This window comes from Nocardioides sp. (assembly GCF_035703625.1).
In the GTDB taxonomy this organism is placed as follows: Bacteria; Actinomycetota; Actinomycetes; order Propionibacteriales; family Nocardioidaceae; genus Nocardioides.
This window is the reverse complement of record NZ_DASSXS010000120.1, coordinates 1-16,800: the sequence shown is the minus strand read 5'-3', so window position 1 is coordinate 16,800 and position 16,800 is coordinate 1. Positions and strand designations below refer to the sequence as shown.

Here is a 16,800-nt window from a genome sequence, read left to right as displayed (position 1 = left end):
TGCGGCTGGTCCAGGAACTCCTCCTGCTGCCGGTGCAGGCGGCCGGCGCTCTCGACGTACAGGCTGAGCAGGCGCGAGAGCGGGAGGTAGACCTGCTCGACCTCGTCGAGGTCGAGGGCGTCCCCGAGGCCGCGCACCCGGGTGATCTCCTCGGTGGTGAGGGGGCTGGCCGTGGTGTCGGCGAGCGCCGCCCAGGCCGCCCGGTCGAGCTGGACGTAGGGCGACGACTCGCGCCGGACGTCGTCGGAGCCCGGCTGGGCGCCGCCGTTCGGAGACATGGCGGGCATCCTAGACTCCCTGCCATGTGCGGAATCGTGGGCTACGTCGGTCCGAAGTCGGCGCAGGGAGTGGTCGTCGAGGGCCTGCGCCGTCTGGAGTACCGCGGCTACGACTCCGCCGGCATCGCGCTGGTGGCCGACGGCGTCATCGCCTCCGCCAAGCGGGCGGGCAAGCTCGCCAACCTGGAGAAGGCGATCGCGGAGGCGCCGCTGGCCGGGTCCACGACCGGGATCGGCCACACCCGGTGGGCCACCCACGGCGCACCGAACGACGTCAACGCGCATCCGCACCCGGGCCGGACCGGGCGGGTCGCCCTGGTCCACAACGGGATCATCGAGAACTTCGTGACCCTGCGCGCCGAGCTCGAGGACGCCGGCCACGAGCTGGCGTCGGAGACCGACACCGAGGTCGTCTCCCACCTGCTCGAGAACGAGGTGCTGGCGGGCGCAGACCTCACCACCGCCATGCAGCGCGTCTGCCGGCGGCTCGAGGGTGCGTTCACCCTGGTCGCCGTCGACGGGCTCGACGCCTCCCGCGTGGTGGCGGCCCGCCGCAACTCACCGCTCGTCGTGGGCCTCGGCGAGGGCGAGAACTTCCTCGGCTCCGACGTCGCCGCGTTCATCGAGCACACCCGTGACGCCATGGAGCTCGGCCAGGACCAGGTCGTCACCATCACGACCGCCGGGGTCTCGGTGACCGGGTTCGACGGCGCGCCCGCCGAGGGCCGTCGCTACCACGTCGACTGGGACCTGTCGGCGGCCGAGAAGGACGGCCACGACTGGTTCATGCGCAAGGAGATCCACGAGCAGCCGCGGGCGGTCGCCGACTCGCTGCTCGGGCGTCGTACGGCGTCCGGAGAGCTGCAGCTCGACGAGGTGCGGATCTCCGACGAGGACCTGCGCGAGATCGACAAGGTCATCATCATCGCCTGCGGCACGTCGTTCTACGCCGGCATGGTCGCGAAGTACGCGATCGAGCACTGGACGCGGATCCCGGTCGAGGTGGAGCTGGCCTCGGAGTTCCGCTACCGCGACCCGATCCTCACCCACTCGACCCTGGTCGTGGCCATCAGCCAGTCCGGCGAGACCGCCGACACGCTCCAGGCGATCCGGCACGCGCGGGCGCAGCGGGCCTGGGTGCTCGCGATCTGCAACACCAACGGCTCGACGATCCCGCGCGAGTCCGACGCGGTGATCTACACCCATGCCGGACCCGAGATCGGGGTGGCGTCGACGAAGGGGTTCCTGACCCAGCTCGTGGCCTGCTACCTGCTCGCCCTCTACCTCGCCCAGATCAAGGGCACGCGGTACGGCGAGGAGATCGCGGACGTCCTGGACCAGCTCGAGTCGATGCCCGACCACATCCAGGCGGTCCTCGACCAGCGCGAGGCGGTCTACGAGCTGGCCCGTCAGCACGTCGACACCAGGTCCGTGCTGTTCCTCGGTCGGCACGCCGGCTATCCGGTGGCGCTCGAAGGGGCCCTGAAGCTCAAGGAGCTCGCCTACCTGCACGCCGAGGGGTTTGCCGCCGGCGAGCTCAAGCACGGCCCGATCGCGCTGATCGAGCAGGGGATGCCGGTGCTGTGCGTCGTACCCCCCAAGGGCCGCGACCAGCTCCACGGCAAGATGCTGAGCGGCATCCAGGAGGTGCGGGCGCGTGGTGCGCGCACGATCTGCCTGGCCGAGGCCGGCGACGAGACGATCCGGCCCTACGCCGACGAGCTGATCCCGCTGCCGCGGGTGCCGACCCTCCTGCAGCCGCTGGTCGCCGTGGTCCCGCTGCAGCTGTTCGCCTGCGAGCTGGCCTCGGTGATGGGTCACGACGTCGACCAGCCGCGCAACCTCGCCAAGTCGGTCACGGTCGAGTAGATGCCGGTCATCGGGCTCGGGATCGACGTCGTGGACATCGAGCGGTTCGTGGCGTCGCTCGATCGGACGCCCGGGCTGCGCGAGCGCCTGTTCACCCCCGCCGAGGCCGCGCTGCACCCGGCCTCGCTGGCGGCTCGCTTCGCGGCCAAGGAGGCCATGGCCAAGGCGCTCGGCGCCCCCGGGGGGCTGGCCTGGCACGACGCCGAGGTGTTCTCCGAGCCGTCAGGGCGTCCGTACTTCGAGCTCCGCGACTCCGTCCGCGCCCGGGCCGACGACCTCGGCGTCGGCTCGATCCACCTCTCGCTCTCCCATGACGCCGGGATCGCCTCGGCGGTCGTCGTGCTGGAGTCCTGAGCCCGTCGGCCCGGCGAACGTGCAGGTGCGCCCCTCGACGCCACTCCCACGGCGGGGTGGGCGGTCACACGCGGCCAACTGCATGTTCGGAGGTACGGGCCCCGGAGACACCCGGACGCGGATAGCGTTGAGCGGGTGAGGCGCGCGCACACGGTCGAGCAGGTGCGGGAGTCCGAACGCGCCCTGATGGCCACGCTGCCCGACGGCGCCCTCATGCAGCGGGCGGCCGCCGGGCTGGCGTACGCCGTCCTCGACCTGCTCGGCTCCGCCTACGGCCGCCGGGTGCTGCTCCTGGTCGGGTCCGGCGACAACGGCGGGGACACGCTGTACGCCGGCGCGATGCTGGCCCGACGCGGGTGCGCGGTCGAGGCCCGGCTGCTCTCCGAGCGGGTGCACGAGGGTGGCCTGGCCGCGCTCCGGGCCGCGGGCGGACGGGTCGTGTCGTCCACACCGTCGCAGGGGCCGGCCTCAGGTGCCCGACCCGGTGTCGCGCGGCCCGAGGTGGTCGTGGACGGCATCGTCGGGATCGGCGGCCGCCCCGGGCTCCGCCCGGACGCGGTCGAGGCGCTGGCCTCGGTCGAGGGCGTTCCCGTGGTCGCGGTCGACGTCCCGTCCGGGGTGGGGGTCGACAGCGGGGAGCTCGACGGCCCGCACGTCGAGGCCGCGGTGACGGTCACGTTCGGCACCCACAAGATCGCCCACCTCGTCGACCCCGCGGCCGCGGCCTGCGGCGTCGTGCACCTCGTCGACATCGGGCTGGACCTGCCCGAGGCCCGGGTCGAGTCCCTGCAGCCGAGCGACGTGGCGCGGCTGCTGCCCCGGCCCGATCCCCAGGCGCACAAGTACACCCGCGGGGTCGTGGGGGTCCGGGCCGGGTCGCCGCAGTACCCGGGCGCGGGGCTGCTGTGCGTGCAGGGCGCGGCGACCGGGCTGTGCGGCATGGTCCGCTACGTCGGCGACGGCCGGCTCGCCGAGCGGGTCCGCGCCACCCACCCCGACGTGGTCGGTGAGGGCCGGGTCCAGGCCTGGGCGGTCGGCTCCGGAGGTGGTGAGGGGGCCGGCGACGAGCTGAAGGCCGCGGTCGCCGACGGCGTACCGGTCGTCGTCGACGCCGACGCGCTCACTCACGTGACCGGGCCCCTCGGCGTGCCGGCGGTGCTGACACCACACGCGGGCGAGCTCGCGGCGATGGCCGGTGCCGACCGCGCCGACGTCGAGGCCCGTCCGCTCGCCCACGCCCTGGCGGCGGCCGCGAGGTACGACGCCGCCGTCCTGCTGAAGGGGCGGCACACGCTCGTCGCGACCCCGCAGGGCGCGGTCCGGGTCACCACGACCGGCACCCCGTGGCTGGCGACGGCCGGCGCGGGGGACGTGCTGACCGGCGTGATCGGGTCGCTGCTGGCGGCCGGGCTGGCGCCCTACGACGCGGCATCGGTCGGCTCCTGGCTGCACGGCGCGGCCGCCACCCTGGCCGCGAACGATGGTCCGATCGTGGCCGGAGCGGTCGCCCGCGCCATCCCCGAGGTGGTCCGGCTGGTGACGTGGGGGCACTGACCGGGGAGCCGGGAATGGAAGAATCGGCGCCATGAGCCCCGCCGACCGCGCCGAGATCGTGGTCGACCTGGCGGCGATCCGCCACAACGTCCGGCTGCTTCGGGAGCTGGCGGCGCCGGCGGCGATGATGACCGTGGTCAAGGCCGACGGCTACGGGCACGGGCTGGCCGCGGTGGCCCGCGCGGCCCGGGAGGCCGGGGCGGAGTGGCTCGGCGTGGCCACCATCGACGAGGCGCTGGCGCTCCGGGAGGCGGGCGACGCAGGCCGGGTGCTCTGCTGGCTGGGCGTACCCGGCGAGGACTACGCCGCGGCGATCGCGGCCGACGTCGACGTCTGCGCCTACACGGTCGCCGAGCTGGTCGAGATCCGGGCCGGCGTCGACGCGGCCGGCCGCCCGGCCCGGCTCCAGCTCAAGGTCGACACCGGCCTCTCCCGCGGCGGCGCGGCGACCGAGAACTGGCCGGGCGTGGTCGAGGCCGCCCGTGCCGGCGAGGTCGCGGGCGCCTGGACGGTCACCGGGATCTGGTCGCACTTCGCCTGCAGCGACGTACCGGACCACCCGGCCAACGACGCCCAGGAGAAGGTCTTCCTCGACGCGCTCGATGTCGCCGAGCGGGCGGGCCTCCGGCCCGAGGTGCGACACCTGGCCAACTCGGCGGCGGCGATCCTGCGCCCCTCGTCCCGCTTCGACCTGGTCCGGTGCGGCATCGCGACCTACGGCCTGGACCCGGCGCCCGGGGTGACCCCCGACCTCGGCCTGGTCCCGGCGATGACCGCTCGCGCGACGCTGTCGCTGGCCAAGCCGATCAGCTCCGGGGCCGGCGTCTCCTACGGCCACACGTGGGTCGCCGACCACGACACGACGGTGGGCCTGGTGCCGGTGGGGTACGGCGACGGCGTACCCCGCCATGCCGGCAACGTGGCCGAGGTCTGGCTGGCCGGGCGGCGGCGCCCGGTGCGTGGCCGCATCTGCATGGACCAGTTCGTGGTCGACCTCGACGGAGACCATCCCGACCCGGGCGCCGGGATCGTGCTGTTCGGCACCGGGGCCGGCGGTGAACCCACCGCGACGGAGTGGGCCGAGGCGTGCGGGACCATCAACTACGAGATCGTGACCAGGATCGGCGGCCGCATGGTCCGTCGCTACGTCGACGAAGGAGTGACTCCGGGAGTGAACCAGTGACGGTGCGACGCAGGATCGCGGCACTCGCCGCCGGAGCGGTGGGCGTCGCGGTGGCCGGTACGGCGGCCGAGGTCGCCCGCCGGCGCCGGGTCATCGCCCGGCGCGGCGCGGGTGACAGCACGCCGTTCGGCTCGCTGCGGGCCGAGCCCCGGACCGTGGTCGCCGATGACGGTGTCCCGCTGCACGTCGAGGTCGACGAGTTCACCCGCGACCCCCAGCGGGGGCGTCGCCGCAGCGCGTCGGCGGAGGAGCCGCCGCTCACGGTCGTGTTCTGCCACGGCTACGCGCTCAACCTCGACTGCTGGCACTTCCAGCGGGCCGGCTACCGGGGCCTGGTGCGGGCCGTCTACTACGACCAGCGCTCCCACGGCCGGTCCGGGCGGTCCAGCAAGGGCAGGGCCACGGTCGACCAGCTCGGTCGCGACCTGGGCCGGATCCTCCACGAGGTCGTCCCGGAGGGTCCGGTCGTCCTCATCGGCCACTCGATGGGAGGGATGTCCATCATCGCCCTGGCCGAGCAGCAGCCCGAGCTCTTCGGCGAGCGGGTCGTCGGCGTCGGGCTGATCTCGACCACCGCCGGCGGCCTCGACCCGCACCGCATCGTGCTCCCGCTCCTGCCGAGGACCATCGGTGGCCAGCTGGCCACGCGGGTGGTGTCGACGCTGGCGCGCGGGCACCGCCACGTCGACGGTCTGCGTCGGGCGGGCCGCTCGGTCGCCACCGTGGTCACCGACCTGTTCGCCTTCGGGGACGACGTCCCGGAGAGCTACGTCGACTTCGTCGACGGGATGCTGTCGGAGACGCCGTTCGAGGTGGTCGCGGAGTTCTTCCCCGTGTTCGGGGAGCTCGACAAGTTCGACGCCCTGGAGGCGCTGCAGGGCGTCGCGGCCACGGTCATCTGCGGCACCGGCGACCGGCTCACCTCCATCGGCCACAGCCGCAAGCTGCACTCCAGGCTGCCCCAGTCGGTCCTTGTCGAGTGCGAAGGCGCCGGACACATGGTGATCATGGAACGGCACGACCGGGTGAACGCCGCGCTCGACCAGCTGATCGCCGCCGCAGCGGAGCGGGTCGACAGCCGGTGAGTGTCGACGTACGACGCGTCGGACCGGAAGCAGCCGCCGAGCTGCTGTCGGTCATCCGGACCGCCTTCGAGGTCCGCCCGCCGCTCGACCCGCCCGCGGCCGCGCTGTCGGAGACCCCCGAGTCGCTGGCGAAGCTGCTGGAGAAGCACGGCGGGCTGATGGCCGTGCTCGACGGCGAGCCCGTGGGTGCGCTGGTGCTCGACCCGGTCGGCACCACGATGTACCTGCGGCGGTTCGGCGTCGTCCACAGCGCCCGCGGCCACGGCATCGCCGCCCTGCTCATCGACTGGGCGGTCGACGCCTCCCACGGCTACGACGACCTGACGGTGGTGGCGCGGGAGGAGCTGCCCGAGACGATCCGCTTCTGGGAGCGCCAGGGCTTCCGCGAGATCCTGCGCTACTCGCCGAACGTGGAGCTGCGGCGCCCGCTGCGGACCTTCCTCTACAACGTGCCCGACCCGGAGGCGATGCGGTCGCTCGGGGAGGCCCTCGCGCAGCAGCTCCGCGCCGGTGACCTGATCGTGCTCAGCGGCGAGCTGGGGGCCGGCAAGACGACGTTCACCCAGGGGATCGGAGCCGGGCTGGGGGTGCGCGGGACGGTCACCTCGCCGACGTTCGTGATCTCGCGCGAGCACCCGCCGGTCGACGGCGGACCGCCGCTGGTGCACGTCGACGCCTACCGGCTCGGTGGCATCGACGAGCTCGACGACCTCGACCTCGACACCTCGCTCGACGACGCCGTCACGGTCGTCGAGTGGGGGGAGGGGATCGCGGAGGGACTGGCGGAGTCGCGGCTCGAGGTGCGGATCATCCGTGCCCTCGCCCACCAGGACGAGCACGCCGACCTCGACCCGCGACGGGTCCTGATGACGCCGATCGGCCCCCGCTGGTACGAGATGGAGGTCCCCAACCGGCGGCCCCCGCTGGCGGAGAAGCTGAACGAGAACCTCCTGCTCGACTTCCGCCACTGCCCCGAGTCGGACCTCGACGCGCTGGACCCCTCCATCCCGCTGCGGCTGTCGCTGATGGTCGCCGAGCACGACGGGCGGGTGGTGCTGGTCCACAACAGCTGGCGGCAGGAGTGGGAGCTGCCGGTCGGCGAGACCCGCACCGACGAGACCGCCCGCGAGACCGCGATCCGGAGGTTCGCGGAGGAGACCGGCACCGCGCTCACCGACGTCGAGTTCGTCGGGGTGGGCACGGTCCAGCTCGGCCACGAGCGGAGCATCGAGTTCGTCGCCGTCTACCGCACCCGGCTCACGGGCCTCGGACTGTTCGAGGCCAACGACGAGGTCGACAAGCTGGCGTGGTGGGACACGGTGCGCGACTTCGAGGGACTCTCGCCCATCGACGAGCACCTCGCCCGGCTGGCGATCGGGGCGACCTGAGCTCACCCCGCGTCGCGTGAGCACGTCGGCGGGTCGCGTGCGAGGGCCCCAGCCTCGAAAACGCGCGCCGACGCAGGCCAGTAGCCTCGGCTGCGTGCTGCTCGCCTTCGACACCGCCACGCCGCTCGTCACGGTCGCGCTGCACGACGGCGACCAGGTCGTGGTCGAGCACACGTCGGAGCAGCGGATGAAGCACGGCGAGCAGCTGGCCCCGCTCATCGAGCGGGCCATGCAGGACGTCGGCATCGTCCGGCAGGACCTCACCGCGATCGCCGTCGGCGTCGGCCCCGGACCCTTCACCGGCCTGCGGGTCGGTCTCGTCACCGCCCGCACCCTGGCGTTCGTCCTCGACATCCCCGTGTACGGCGTCTGCTCCCTCGACGTGCTCGCCCTGGAGGCGGTGGACACCGCGACCGTCACGGGCGACTTCGTGGTGGCCACCGACGCCCGGCGGCGGGAGGTCTACCTGGCGTCGTACGACGTGGACGGGGTGCGGCTGGACGGCCCCGAGGTCGCCAAGCCGGCGACCGTGGCCACCGACAGGCCGGCCGTCGGCGAGGGAGCCGTGCTCTACCCGGAGGCGTTCCCCCACCCGGCCGGGCCGACCCGGCCGAGTGCGACCTGGCTGGCGCGCGCCGTGGCGGAGGAGCGGGCCGAGCTCCGGGACCCGGAGCCGCTCTACCTGCGCCGCCCGGACGCCGCGACGCCGGGGCCGCGCAAGCCCGCCTCGTGATCCGCCCGGCCACCGCCGACGACGTCGACGCGGTCGCCCGGCTCGAGCGGGAGAACCTCGGAGACGACGCCTGGTCCGCCGCGCTGGTCGAGGAGGGTGTCAGCGGCCGGCTGCCGACCGTTCGCTACGTCGTGGCGCAGGTCGGGGACGACGTGGTCGGCCACGCGGTGGTCAGCGTGGTGGCCGACCTCTCCGAGCTGCAGCGGATCGCCGTCGCCATCGCGCACCGACGTACCGGCGTGGCGACGAGCCTCCTGGAGGAGGCTGCCGACCTGGCGCGGGCCGAGGGCGCGGACCGGCTGCTGCTCGAGGTGCGCGAGGACAACGCGGGGGCCATCGCCTTCTACCGGGCGCGAGGCTTCGTCGAGATCGACCGACGCCCGAGGTACTACCGGGACGGCGGCACCGCCGTGGTCATGCAACGCCCCCTCCGCTGAGTCGGCGCAGGTGCAGCTCTTTGGAAGGTCGAGTCGGCGCAGGTGCAGCTCCCAGAGACGTCGAGGCGGCAAAGGTGCAGCTCTTTGGAACGTCGAGTCGGCGTCTCTGCAAACGATCCAGCAGCGTTTGCGCCGACTCGCGCCCGTACGGCGTTGCAGATGCGCCGACTCGCGCTCCAGGGCGGGTGCAGACGCGCCGACTCGCGGGCTTGGGCATCATGGGCCCATGAGCACCCCCAGGAGCGACGGGCCGCTCGTGCTCGGCATCGAGACGTCCTGCGACGAGACCGGCGTCGGGGTCGTCCGGGGCAACACGCTGCTGGCCGATGCGGTCGCGAGCAGTGTCGAGGAGCACGCGCGGTTCGGCGGCGTCGTACCCGAGGTCGCCAGCCGGGCCCACCTCGAGGCGATGGTGCCGACCATCGAGCGCGCCTGCGAGACCGCGGACGTGCAGCTCCACGACGTCGACGCCATCGCCGTCACCAGCGGCCCCGGCCTCGCCGGCGCCCTGCTGGTGGGGGTGGCGGCCGCCAAGGCGCTCGCCCTCGGCCTCGGCAAACCGCTGTACGGCGTCAACCACCTCGCCTCCCACGTCGCCGTCGACCAGCTCGAGCACGGTCCGCTGCCCGAGCCCTGCCTGGCCCTGCTGGTCAGTGGCGGCCACTCCAGCCTGCTCCGCGTCGAGGACGTCACCGGCGATGTCGACCCCCTCGGCGCCACCATCGACGACGCTGCGGGTGAGGCGTTCGACAAGGTGGCCCGGCTCCTCGGACTGCCCTTCCCGGGGGGCCCGCACATCGACCGGGCAGCTCGCGACGGCGACAGCGTGTACGTCGACTTCCCGCGCGGGCTGACCTCGCGGCGAGACCTGGAGCGGCACCGGTTCGACTTCTCGTTCTCGGGGCTCAAGACGGCCGTGGCCCGCTGGGTCGAGGCCAGGGAGCGCAGCGGCGAGCCGGTCCCGCTGCACGACGTGGCGGCCAGCTTCCAGGAGGCCGTCTGCGACGTCCTGACCCGCAAGGCGATCGACGCCGCAGCCAGTCAGGGGATCGACGACCTGCTGATCGGCGGCGGGGTGGCCGCCAACTCGCGGCTGCGGTCGATGGCCGAGGAGCGGGCCACCGCTCGCGGCATCCGGGTGCGGGTCCCCAGGCCGGGGCTGTGCACCGACAACGGAGCGATGGTGGCCGCGCTCGGCGCCGAGATGGTGACGAGAGGCCGAGCGCCCTCGGCGCTCGACCTCCCGGCCGACTCGTCGCAGCCGGTCACCTCCGTGCTCGCATGACCCGGTGATCGTCAGGGCCGGAGCGACCAGCCGAACGGGTTGTCCACGTCGCCCGCCCGGACCGGGTCGAGCGCCTGGGTCAACGTCCCGTCGAGGCCGGCCCGCAGGGCGTACCACTGGCCGTCCTGGTAGGTCGTGAAGAGCACCGTCGCGCTGCTCTCCCACACCGACGACCCGGTGAAACCGAGGTCCCGGGTCGTGTACTCCACGAGCACGGTGCCGTCGGTGGCGTCCAGGATCGCGACGGTGTTGCCGCCGATGCCGTCGGCGTAGGCGTCGGTCCCGATGACGTAGCGGCCGTCCGGGCTGAACGCCTCCAGCGTGTAGTCGCAGGTCTCCCAGCGGTGCTGACCGGTCGCGGCGACCACCACGGCCGAGCAGAAGCCCGGCTCCAGCTCGTCGACCGACGTCAGGCCCGACACCAGACCGCTCGCCTGGTTGGCGCCGCGGACGTTGAGGAGGCCCGGCAGCCGCCGCGGCTCGTGCGCCCAGTCGGTGATCCACGCCCCGCCCCGCCCCTGGGCGTCGGTGAGGTTGTAGGCGACCTCCTGCTCGCCGGTGAAGCCGGCCAGGTCGACGGTGCCGTCGAAGGACACGACCGAGCTGAGGTAGCCGTCGGGGCCGACCCCTGCCACGGGGTAGAGACCGATGTCCTGGTCGCCGGCGGTGGCGGTCAGCACGCTCGCGAGTGACCGGCCGTCCGCGCTGACGGCGAGGCTGGCGCCCGGGAACGTCTGGCGCACCTTGCCGTCGGAGTCCAGGAACGACGTGGTGCCCTCGGCGACGTCGACGGCCGCCCAGCCGCCGTCGTACGGCGTCACCTGCTGGTGCGCCGCGCGCAGGTCGGTCGTGGCTCCGTCCGGCTCGTGGAGGATGGTCCCGTCCAGCCACGCGATCGCGGGGTCGGCGCCGCGGGGGGCGGAGGAGGCGTCGGCCTCGACCGTCCCGATCGGCGTGGGTCGCGGCACCTCGGTGGCCGGCGGGATGGAGTCGTCGCCCTGCAGCACGCCGCTCGTCGACACCGCCACCGGCACGATCAGCGCCACCGCGGCCAGCAGGCCTGCTCCGGCGGCGATCCGCCGGCGGCGCTGGATCCCGCGGGCCCGCCCGCGGACGGACTCGAGGTCGATCGGGTGCCCTCCGATCCGGTCCGCCTGCTCCTGCAGCGACCGGGTGAGGTCGTCAGTGGTGTTCATCGCTCCTCCTCGTGGTTGAGGGGGTTCAGGTGGTGTGGCGCGCGTTCGCGCAGGGTCGCCAGCGCCCGGCTGGCCTGTGACTTCACGGTGCCGACGGAGATGCCGAGGATGTCGGCGGTCTCCGCCTCGGAGAGCTGCTCGTAGTAGCGCAGCACGACGACGGCCCGGGCCTTCCTCGGCAAGGTCTGGACGACGGCCCACACCGCGGCCCGCTGCCCCTCGTCGTACTCGTCGGTGACGTGGTCGTCGTCGGGCAGGTCGTCGGTGGCGTACTCCCGCTTCTTCCAGCCGCGGCGCCACAGCGAGTTGTTCTCGTTGACCATGATCCGGCGGACGTAGCCGTCGATGGAGTCGCGCTTCTGCACCTTGTCCCACGAGAGGTACAGCTTGGCCAGCGCGGTCTGCACCAGGTCCTCGGCGGAGTGCCGGTCCCCGGTCAGGAGGTACGCCGTCCGCAGCAGGCTGGGCTGTCGTGCCTGCATGTAGGCCGCGAACTCCTCGTCCCGGGGCCGTGTCCGGTCGACCATGGTCACCCCCGCTCCCGTGAGCGTCTGCCCTTGTGCGTCCACTGCGCACCTCCCATCCAATCGCTTCCAAGACGCGAATCGGGGGAGGAAGGTTGCAACGTCGCCGCAGTCGTGGGGAGGGAAGGCCCCACGGCCGGGCCCGCGACCCGGTGCGACACTGGATCGATGACATCGGACCGCGTCGGGAGGACCGCAGCATTCGTCCTCGTGGCGGGGCTGCTCGTCGGCTGCTCGGGCGACGACGCGCCGGAGCCAGGGTCTGCGGCCGGCCCGGCGGAGGCGGACTCGACCTCCGCGACGCCGAGCCCGCCCACGCCGGCCGAGCAGCTCGGCCTGGCCACCGGCTGGGGCCCCACGGCGGACGATCTCGACCTCGCGGCCCGCGCCGTACGCCGGATGAGCCTGCCCGACCTCGCCGGCCAGGTGATCGTGGCCGACTGGTCCGGGACGGCCGCCCCGGTCAGGCTGGTCCGGTCGCTGCACCTGGGCGGCGTGATCGCCTTCGACGACAACATCGCCTCGACCGCGGGGATCCGCTCGGTCAACCGCACGCTCGAGCGAGAGGTCCGCCGGCGCTGGCCGTTGTTCCTGTCGGTGGACCAGGAGGGCGGCATCGTCGAGCGGGTGCAGGGGGAGGCCACCCGCTTCCCGGCGTTCATGAGCGCCGGGGCAGCCGACGAGGTCGCGGCGACCCGCAGGGCGGCGGCCGCCAGCGGTGCCGAGCTGCGCGGCCTCGGCTTCACGGTCGACTTCGCCCCCGACGCGGACGTCACGAGCGGCCCGGGCGACCCCACGATCGGGTCGCGCTCGATCGGCTCCGACCCCGACCTGGTCTCCCGGCACGTGGTCGCCGCTGCCACCGGCCTCTCGGAGGCGGGCGTGGTGCCCGTGCTCAAGCACTTCCCCGGCCACGGCTCGGTCACGGCCGACAGCCACACGACGCTGCCCGTGCAGCGGCGTACCCGCCAGCGGCTCGACGCGATCGACCTCGCGCCCTTCCGGGCCGCGGTGGACGCCGGGGTCCCGGCGGTGATGGTCGCCCACCTCGACGTCCGCGCGATCGATCCCGGGACGCCCTCCTCGTTGTCGCGTCGCGTGATCACCGGGGTCCTGCGCGGCGACCTCGGCTTCGACGGGCTGGTGGTCACCGACTCGCTGGAGATGGCCGGCGCCCAGCCCGGACGCGACGGCGGTGCACGGCAGGCGGTCCGTGCGCTGCGGGCAGGCAACGACGTCCTCCTGATGCCGCCGGACCCGGCCGCCGCCCGGCAGGGGATCATCTCGGCCGTGCGTCGCGGCGCCCTCGACCGGACGCTCCTCGAGCGCGCCGCTGCCCGCCAGATCGCGTTGCTGCTCGCCAGCGAGCCGGACGCCGGGCGGGACCGCCGCGGCAGCCCCCCGGGATCCGGCGATCCGGCCTCCCGCGCCCTCTCGGCGGAGGCGATCACCGTCGCCGCCGGCCCCTGCCGGGGGCCGCTCGCCGAGTCGGCCGTCTCGCCCTCCGGTGACGACGAGGCGGTGGCTTCGTTCACGGCCGCCGCGCAGGCCGCCGGTCTGCAGGTCCTGCTGCCCCGGACCCCGCCGGCGCGGCTCACCCGGGCGGAGCCGCGGCCGGAGCGTGCGGCCCAGCGCAGTCGCTGGCGCGCCCGGGAGCGTCGTCGTACCGACCAGCTGGCGACCTGGCGGGACCGCGAGCGGGCCCGGATGGAGCAGGCCACGCGGATCGGGTTCGCCGGCTACGGCGACGGCCCGGTCTCCGGCGACGTGGCCGTGGCCGTCGACACGCCGTACGTGCTGGGGAGCTCCGACGCGCCGGTCCGGATCGCGACGTACGGCGACACGCCCGGTGCGATGCGGGCGCTGGTCGCCGTGCTGCAGGGTCGCGCGCGGGCGCCCGGGCGGCTGCCCGTCGCGGTGCCCGGGCTGCCGCGTCGCGGCTGCTGAACCTCAGAAGGGCTCGACCAGCAGCGTGATCCCGTGGCCGCGGGCGCGGGTGAGCACGATCGTGCCGGTCACGTCGCCGCTCAGCGACAGGCGCTTGCGCAGCTCGTCGGGGACGACGTCGACGCCGCGCTTCTTGATGGTCAGGCTGCCGATGTTGCGCTCGCGAAGCGCCGCGCGGAGCGCCTTCTCGCGGTAGGGCAGGGTCTCGACGACGCGGAAGCCCCGGGCGAACGGGGTCCGGAAGGCCTCGTCCGACGTCACGTAGGCGAGGTGCTCGTCGACGAGTCCACCGTTGACCCCGGCGGCGACGGCGGTCACCAGCCCGGCCCGGATCACGGCCCCGTCGGGCTCGTAGAGGAAGTCGCCGACGTCGCGGTCGCCCGCGCCGGGGTCGTCCTCGTCGGTGATCGTGGCCAGCCCCCCGTGGCCGATCACCGTGGCGCGCCGTCTCGTGGTGGCCAACCGGCCCGACCAGAGCGCCGCCTCCTTGACCTCGCCGGCGTCACTGACCCACTCGGCCTCCACGTCCTCCGGGATGCGGGCGTGCGGGATGCCCGGCGCCGCCTTGACGCACGTGTCACGGCCCAGGAGCTCCTCCACGAGCGTCCAGGGAGGGGTCCAGTCGTCGACCGAGAAGGTCCGGCCCCCGCCGGTGCGGCGGGCCGGGTCGACGAACGCCGCGTCGAAGGGGGTGACGTCGACCGTCGTGGCGTCGGCCACCGAGACGGCTCCCGGCAGCCCGAGCGCGGCCAGGTTGGCGCGGGCCACCTCGACCCGGACCGGATCGAGGTCGATGCCCGCGGTGGTGATCCCGGCCCGGGCGAAGGCCACCAGGTCGCCGCCGATGCCGCACCCGAGGTCGATCACCGATCCCGCGGAGGCGGCCGACAGCCGCGCCGCCCGGTGGGCGGCCACCGTCGACCGGGTGGCCTGCTCGAGGCCGTCGGGGGTGAAGTACATGCGGGCCGCGTCGTCGCCCAGCTTGGGGACTGCCTTGCGGCGCAGCGTCACCTGGGCGAGCGCGACCGCGACCCGGGAGGCCCGTTCCTCCGTCGAGCCGGGCGCCTCCCGGCGGAGCCGGTCCTGGGCCCTCAGCTCGTCGTCGGTGGCCTCGGCCGCCCGTGCCAGCAGCTGCTGGCCGTCGTCGGTGAGCAGCCAGCGGAAGGCGTCGAGGTCCATCGGCCCAGTCTTCCAGCCCCGGTTCAGCGACTCCGTCCGCGGGTGCGCGCCGCGCCGTACACTCCGGATCCGGACCGAAGGAGGGGTGCCGGTGACGGTGGAGGAGCAGCCGTTCGGCTCACTGCTGCGAGGGCTGCGCGAGGCTGCCGGCCTGTCCCAGGAGGAGCTGGCCGCGCGGGCGGGGTTGAGCAGCCACGCGGTGAGTGCCCTCGAGCGGGGCGCCCGGACCCGCCCCTACCCGCACACGATCCGCTCCCTCGCCGACGCCCTCGACGTCGACGACGCCGATCGCGCCGCCCTGATCGCCGCCGTCCCCGCCAGGCGGCGTACGGCGACCGGCCCCGGCGACGCCGCCGCCTCCACCCGCACCAGGGACCTGCCGGTGCCGGCCACCACGCTGCTCGGTCGGGACGCGGAGGTGGCCCAGGTGTCGGAGCTGCTGCGCTCCAGCCGGCTGGTGACCCTCACCGGCACGGGCGGGGTCGGCAAGACCAGGCTGGCCCTGGCGGCGGCCAGGGACGTGCGTGCCCGGTTCGCCGACGGGGTCTGCTGGGTCGAGCTCGCGTCGCTGCTCGACCCCGCGGCGGTCCTGCCGACGGTGGCGGACGCGATCGACGCCGGCCCGGCCGTCGACGGCGACCACGTGGCGGCGATCTCGGACCGGCTCCGGGACCGTCAGCTCCTGGTGGTCCTCGACAACTTCGAGCACGTGCTGGAGGCCGCACCCGAGGTGGCCCGGGTGATCCAGGCCGCCCCCGGGCTCACCGTCCTGGCCACCAGCCGCGCCCCGCTCCGCGTACGCGGCGAGGCCGAGCTCCCCGTGGAGCCCCTCGCGCTGCCGGGGGAGCAGGACGACCCGGGACAGCAGCCCGCCGCCGTACGACTCCTGCTCGAACGAGCCCGGGCGGTCTCGCCCGGCTGGGGCGACTCAGAGGGCGACCGGGCGGCCGTCGACGCGACGTGCGTGCGCCTGGCGGGGGTGCCGCTGGCCCTCGAGCTCGCGGCGGCTCGGGCCCGGCTGCTCGACCCCGCGTCCCTGCTCGACCGGCTCGACGACGCGGTCGAGGCGGGCGCCCGTGACCTGCCCGAGCGCCAGCGCACCATGCGCGCCACCCTGGACTGGAGCTACGGCCTGCTCAGCGACGACGAGCAGGCGCTGCTGCGGCTGCTGTCGGCCTTCGTCGGCGGATTCCGGCTCGACGACCTCGAGTCGGTCGCGGGAGCGCTGGGCGATCGGTCGGCCGACCCGCTCGCCCTGCTCGCCAGCCTCTCGGAGCACTCCCTGGTGACCGCCGACCCGGGAGGCGGCCCGTCCCGGCGGTTCCGGCTGCTGGAGCCGGTGGCGCAGTACGCCCGGGACCGGCTGGTCGAGGCCGGCGAGGCGACGGAGGCCCACACCACCCACCTCGACCACTACCTCGACCTGGCCGAGCTGGCAGCGCCGCACTACCAGGACGGCGAGCAGGTCGAGTGGCTCGCGCGGATCGACGCCGAGCACGCCAACCTGACGGCGGCCGCGGAGCGCGCCCTCTCGTCCGGCGAGGCCACGCGGGTGGCGCGGATCAGCTGGGCGCTGTGGCTGTACTGGTGGTTGCGCGGGCACCACGCCCACGGACGCCGGCTCGCCGAGGCGGCCCTGGCGCACGACCTGCCCGACGACGTACGCCCGCGCGCAGAGCTGGCCGCGGCCACCATGTCCTTCGCCATGGACGACATCCCGGCCAGCCGCGTCTGGTGGGAGCGGGCCCGGGATCACGCGCTGGCGGGCAGCGACCTGCTCGCCCAGGC

At 74.4% G+C, this 16,800-nt stretch carries 14 protein-coding genes and 1 pseudogene; 11 read left to right on the top strand and 4 right to left on the bottom strand.

From position 1 onward, the window contains the following. Positions 1 to 278, bottom strand: a pseudogene (locus VFN12_RS05900) (type I pantothenate kinase); the annotation flags it as partial. 24 nt (positions 279 to 302) lie between these two features. On the opposite strand from VFN12_RS05900, the gene glmS reads away from it, so the two are divergent. The 9 genes from glmS (at position 303) to tsaD (ending at position 10,166) form a co-directional block, all read left to right on the top strand. Continuing rightward, on the top strand, positions 303 to 2,147 hold the full coding sequence (glmS, locus tag VFN12_RS05895) for a glutamine--fructose-6-phosphate transaminase (isomerizing) (protein ID WP_325117673.1): 1,845 nt from the start codon (positions 303 to 305) through the stop codon (positions 2,145 to 2,147). Further along, complete coding sequence (locus VFN12_RS05890) at positions 2,148 to 2,501, top strand: holo-ACP synthase (RefSeq protein WP_325117672.1); 354 nt, start codon at positions 2,148 to 2,150, stop codon at positions 2,499 to 2,501. It begins immediately after the preceding gene. Between the two features lie 135 nt (positions 2,502 to 2,636). Continuing rightward, the gene (locus VFN12_RS05885; RefSeq protein WP_325117671.1) at positions 2,637 to 4,055 is read left to right on the top strand and encodes a bifunctional ADP-dependent NAD(P)H-hydrate dehydratase/NAD(P)H-hydrate epimerase; all 1,419 of its coding nucleotides are present in this window, start codon (positions 2,637 to 2,639) and stop codon (positions 4,053 to 4,055) included. A gap of 31 nt (positions 4,056 to 4,086) precedes the next feature. Continuing rightward, positions 4,087 to 5,238 (top strand): alanine racemase, encoded by a 1,152-nt coding sequence (gene alr, locus VFN12_RS05880; protein WP_325117670.1) that lies wholly within the window; start codon positions 4,087 to 4,089, stop codon positions 5,236 to 5,238. A gap of 2 nt (positions 5,239 to 5,240) precedes the next feature. Next, positions 5,241 to 6,323 (top strand): alpha/beta hydrolase, encoded by a 1,083-nt coding sequence (locus tag VFN12_RS05875; RefSeq protein WP_325117669.1) that lies wholly within the window; start codon positions 5,241 to 5,243, stop codon positions 6,321 to 6,323. Beyond that, a complete protein-coding gene (gene tsaE, locus VFN12_RS17580) occupies positions 6,320 to 7,711 on the top strand; it encodes a tRNA (adenosine(37)-N6)-threonylcarbamoyltransferase complex ATPase subunit type 1 TsaE (RefSeq protein ID WP_414690011.1) in 1,392 nt (463 codons plus the stop codon). Before VFN12_RS05875 ends, tsaE begins: the two co-directional genes overlap by 4 nt. Positions 7,712 to 7,805: 94 nt before the next feature. After that, entirely contained in the window at positions 7,806 to 8,444 is a 639-nt protein-coding gene (gene tsaB / locus VFN12_RS05860) for a tRNA (adenosine(37)-N6)-threonylcarbamoyltransferase complex dimerization subunit type 1 TsaB (RefSeq protein ID WP_325117668.1), read from the top strand. Beyond that, the gene (rimI, locus tag VFN12_RS05855) at positions 8,441 to 8,881 is read left to right on the top strand and encodes a ribosomal protein S18-alanine N-acetyltransferase (protein WP_325117667.1); all 441 of its coding nucleotides are present in this window, start codon (positions 8,441 to 8,443) and stop codon (positions 8,879 to 8,881) included. Before tsaB ends, rimI begins: the two co-directional genes overlap by 4 nt. A 226-nt stretch (positions 8,882 to 9,107) precedes the next feature. Continuing rightward, positions 9,108 to 10,166, top strand: a complete 1,059-nt coding sequence (tsaD, locus tag VFN12_RS05850; RefSeq protein WP_325117666.1) for a tRNA (adenosine(37)-N6)-threonylcarbamoyltransferase complex transferase subunit TsaD — start codon at positions 9,108 to 9,110, stop codon at positions 10,164 to 10,166. Between the two features lie 11 nt (positions 10,167 to 10,177). Here the strand turns inward: tsaD and VFN12_RS05845 are convergent, their stop codons facing one another. Next, the gene (locus VFN12_RS05845; protein WP_325117665.1) at positions 10,178 to 11,362 is read right to left on the bottom strand and encodes a hypothetical protein; all 1,185 of its coding nucleotides are present in this window, start codon (positions 11,360 to 11,362) and stop codon (positions 10,178 to 10,180) included. Then, positions 11,359 to 11,931 (bottom strand): SigE family RNA polymerase sigma factor, encoded by a 573-nt coding sequence (locus tag VFN12_RS05840; RefSeq protein WP_325117664.1) that lies wholly within the window; start codon positions 11,929 to 11,931, stop codon positions 11,359 to 11,361. Before VFN12_RS05840 ends, VFN12_RS05845 begins: the two co-directional genes overlap by 4 nt. A gap of 123 nt (positions 11,932 to 12,054) precedes the next feature. On the opposite strand from VFN12_RS05840, the gene VFN12_RS05835 reads away from it, so the two are divergent. Beyond that, complete coding sequence (locus VFN12_RS05835) at positions 12,055 to 13,833, top strand: glycoside hydrolase family 3 protein (RefSeq protein WP_325117663.1); 1,779 nt, start codon at positions 12,055 to 12,057, stop codon at positions 13,831 to 13,833. Positions 13,834 to 13,836: 3 nt separating this feature from the next. Here the strand turns inward: VFN12_RS05835 and VFN12_RS05830 are convergent, their stop codons facing one another. Next, positions 13,837 to 15,012, bottom strand: a complete 1,176-nt coding sequence (locus VFN12_RS05830; protein ID WP_325117662.1) for a class I SAM-dependent methyltransferase — start codon at positions 15,010 to 15,012, stop codon at positions 13,837 to 13,839. Positions 15,013 to 15,103: 91 nt separating this feature from the next. Between VFN12_RS05830 and VFN12_RS05825 the strand changes: the two genes are divergently transcribed. Continuing rightward, positions 15,104 to 16,800: ATP-binding protein (locus tag VFN12_RS05825; protein ID WP_325117661.1), on the top strand; the 1,697-nt coding region annotated here is incomplete at its 3' end.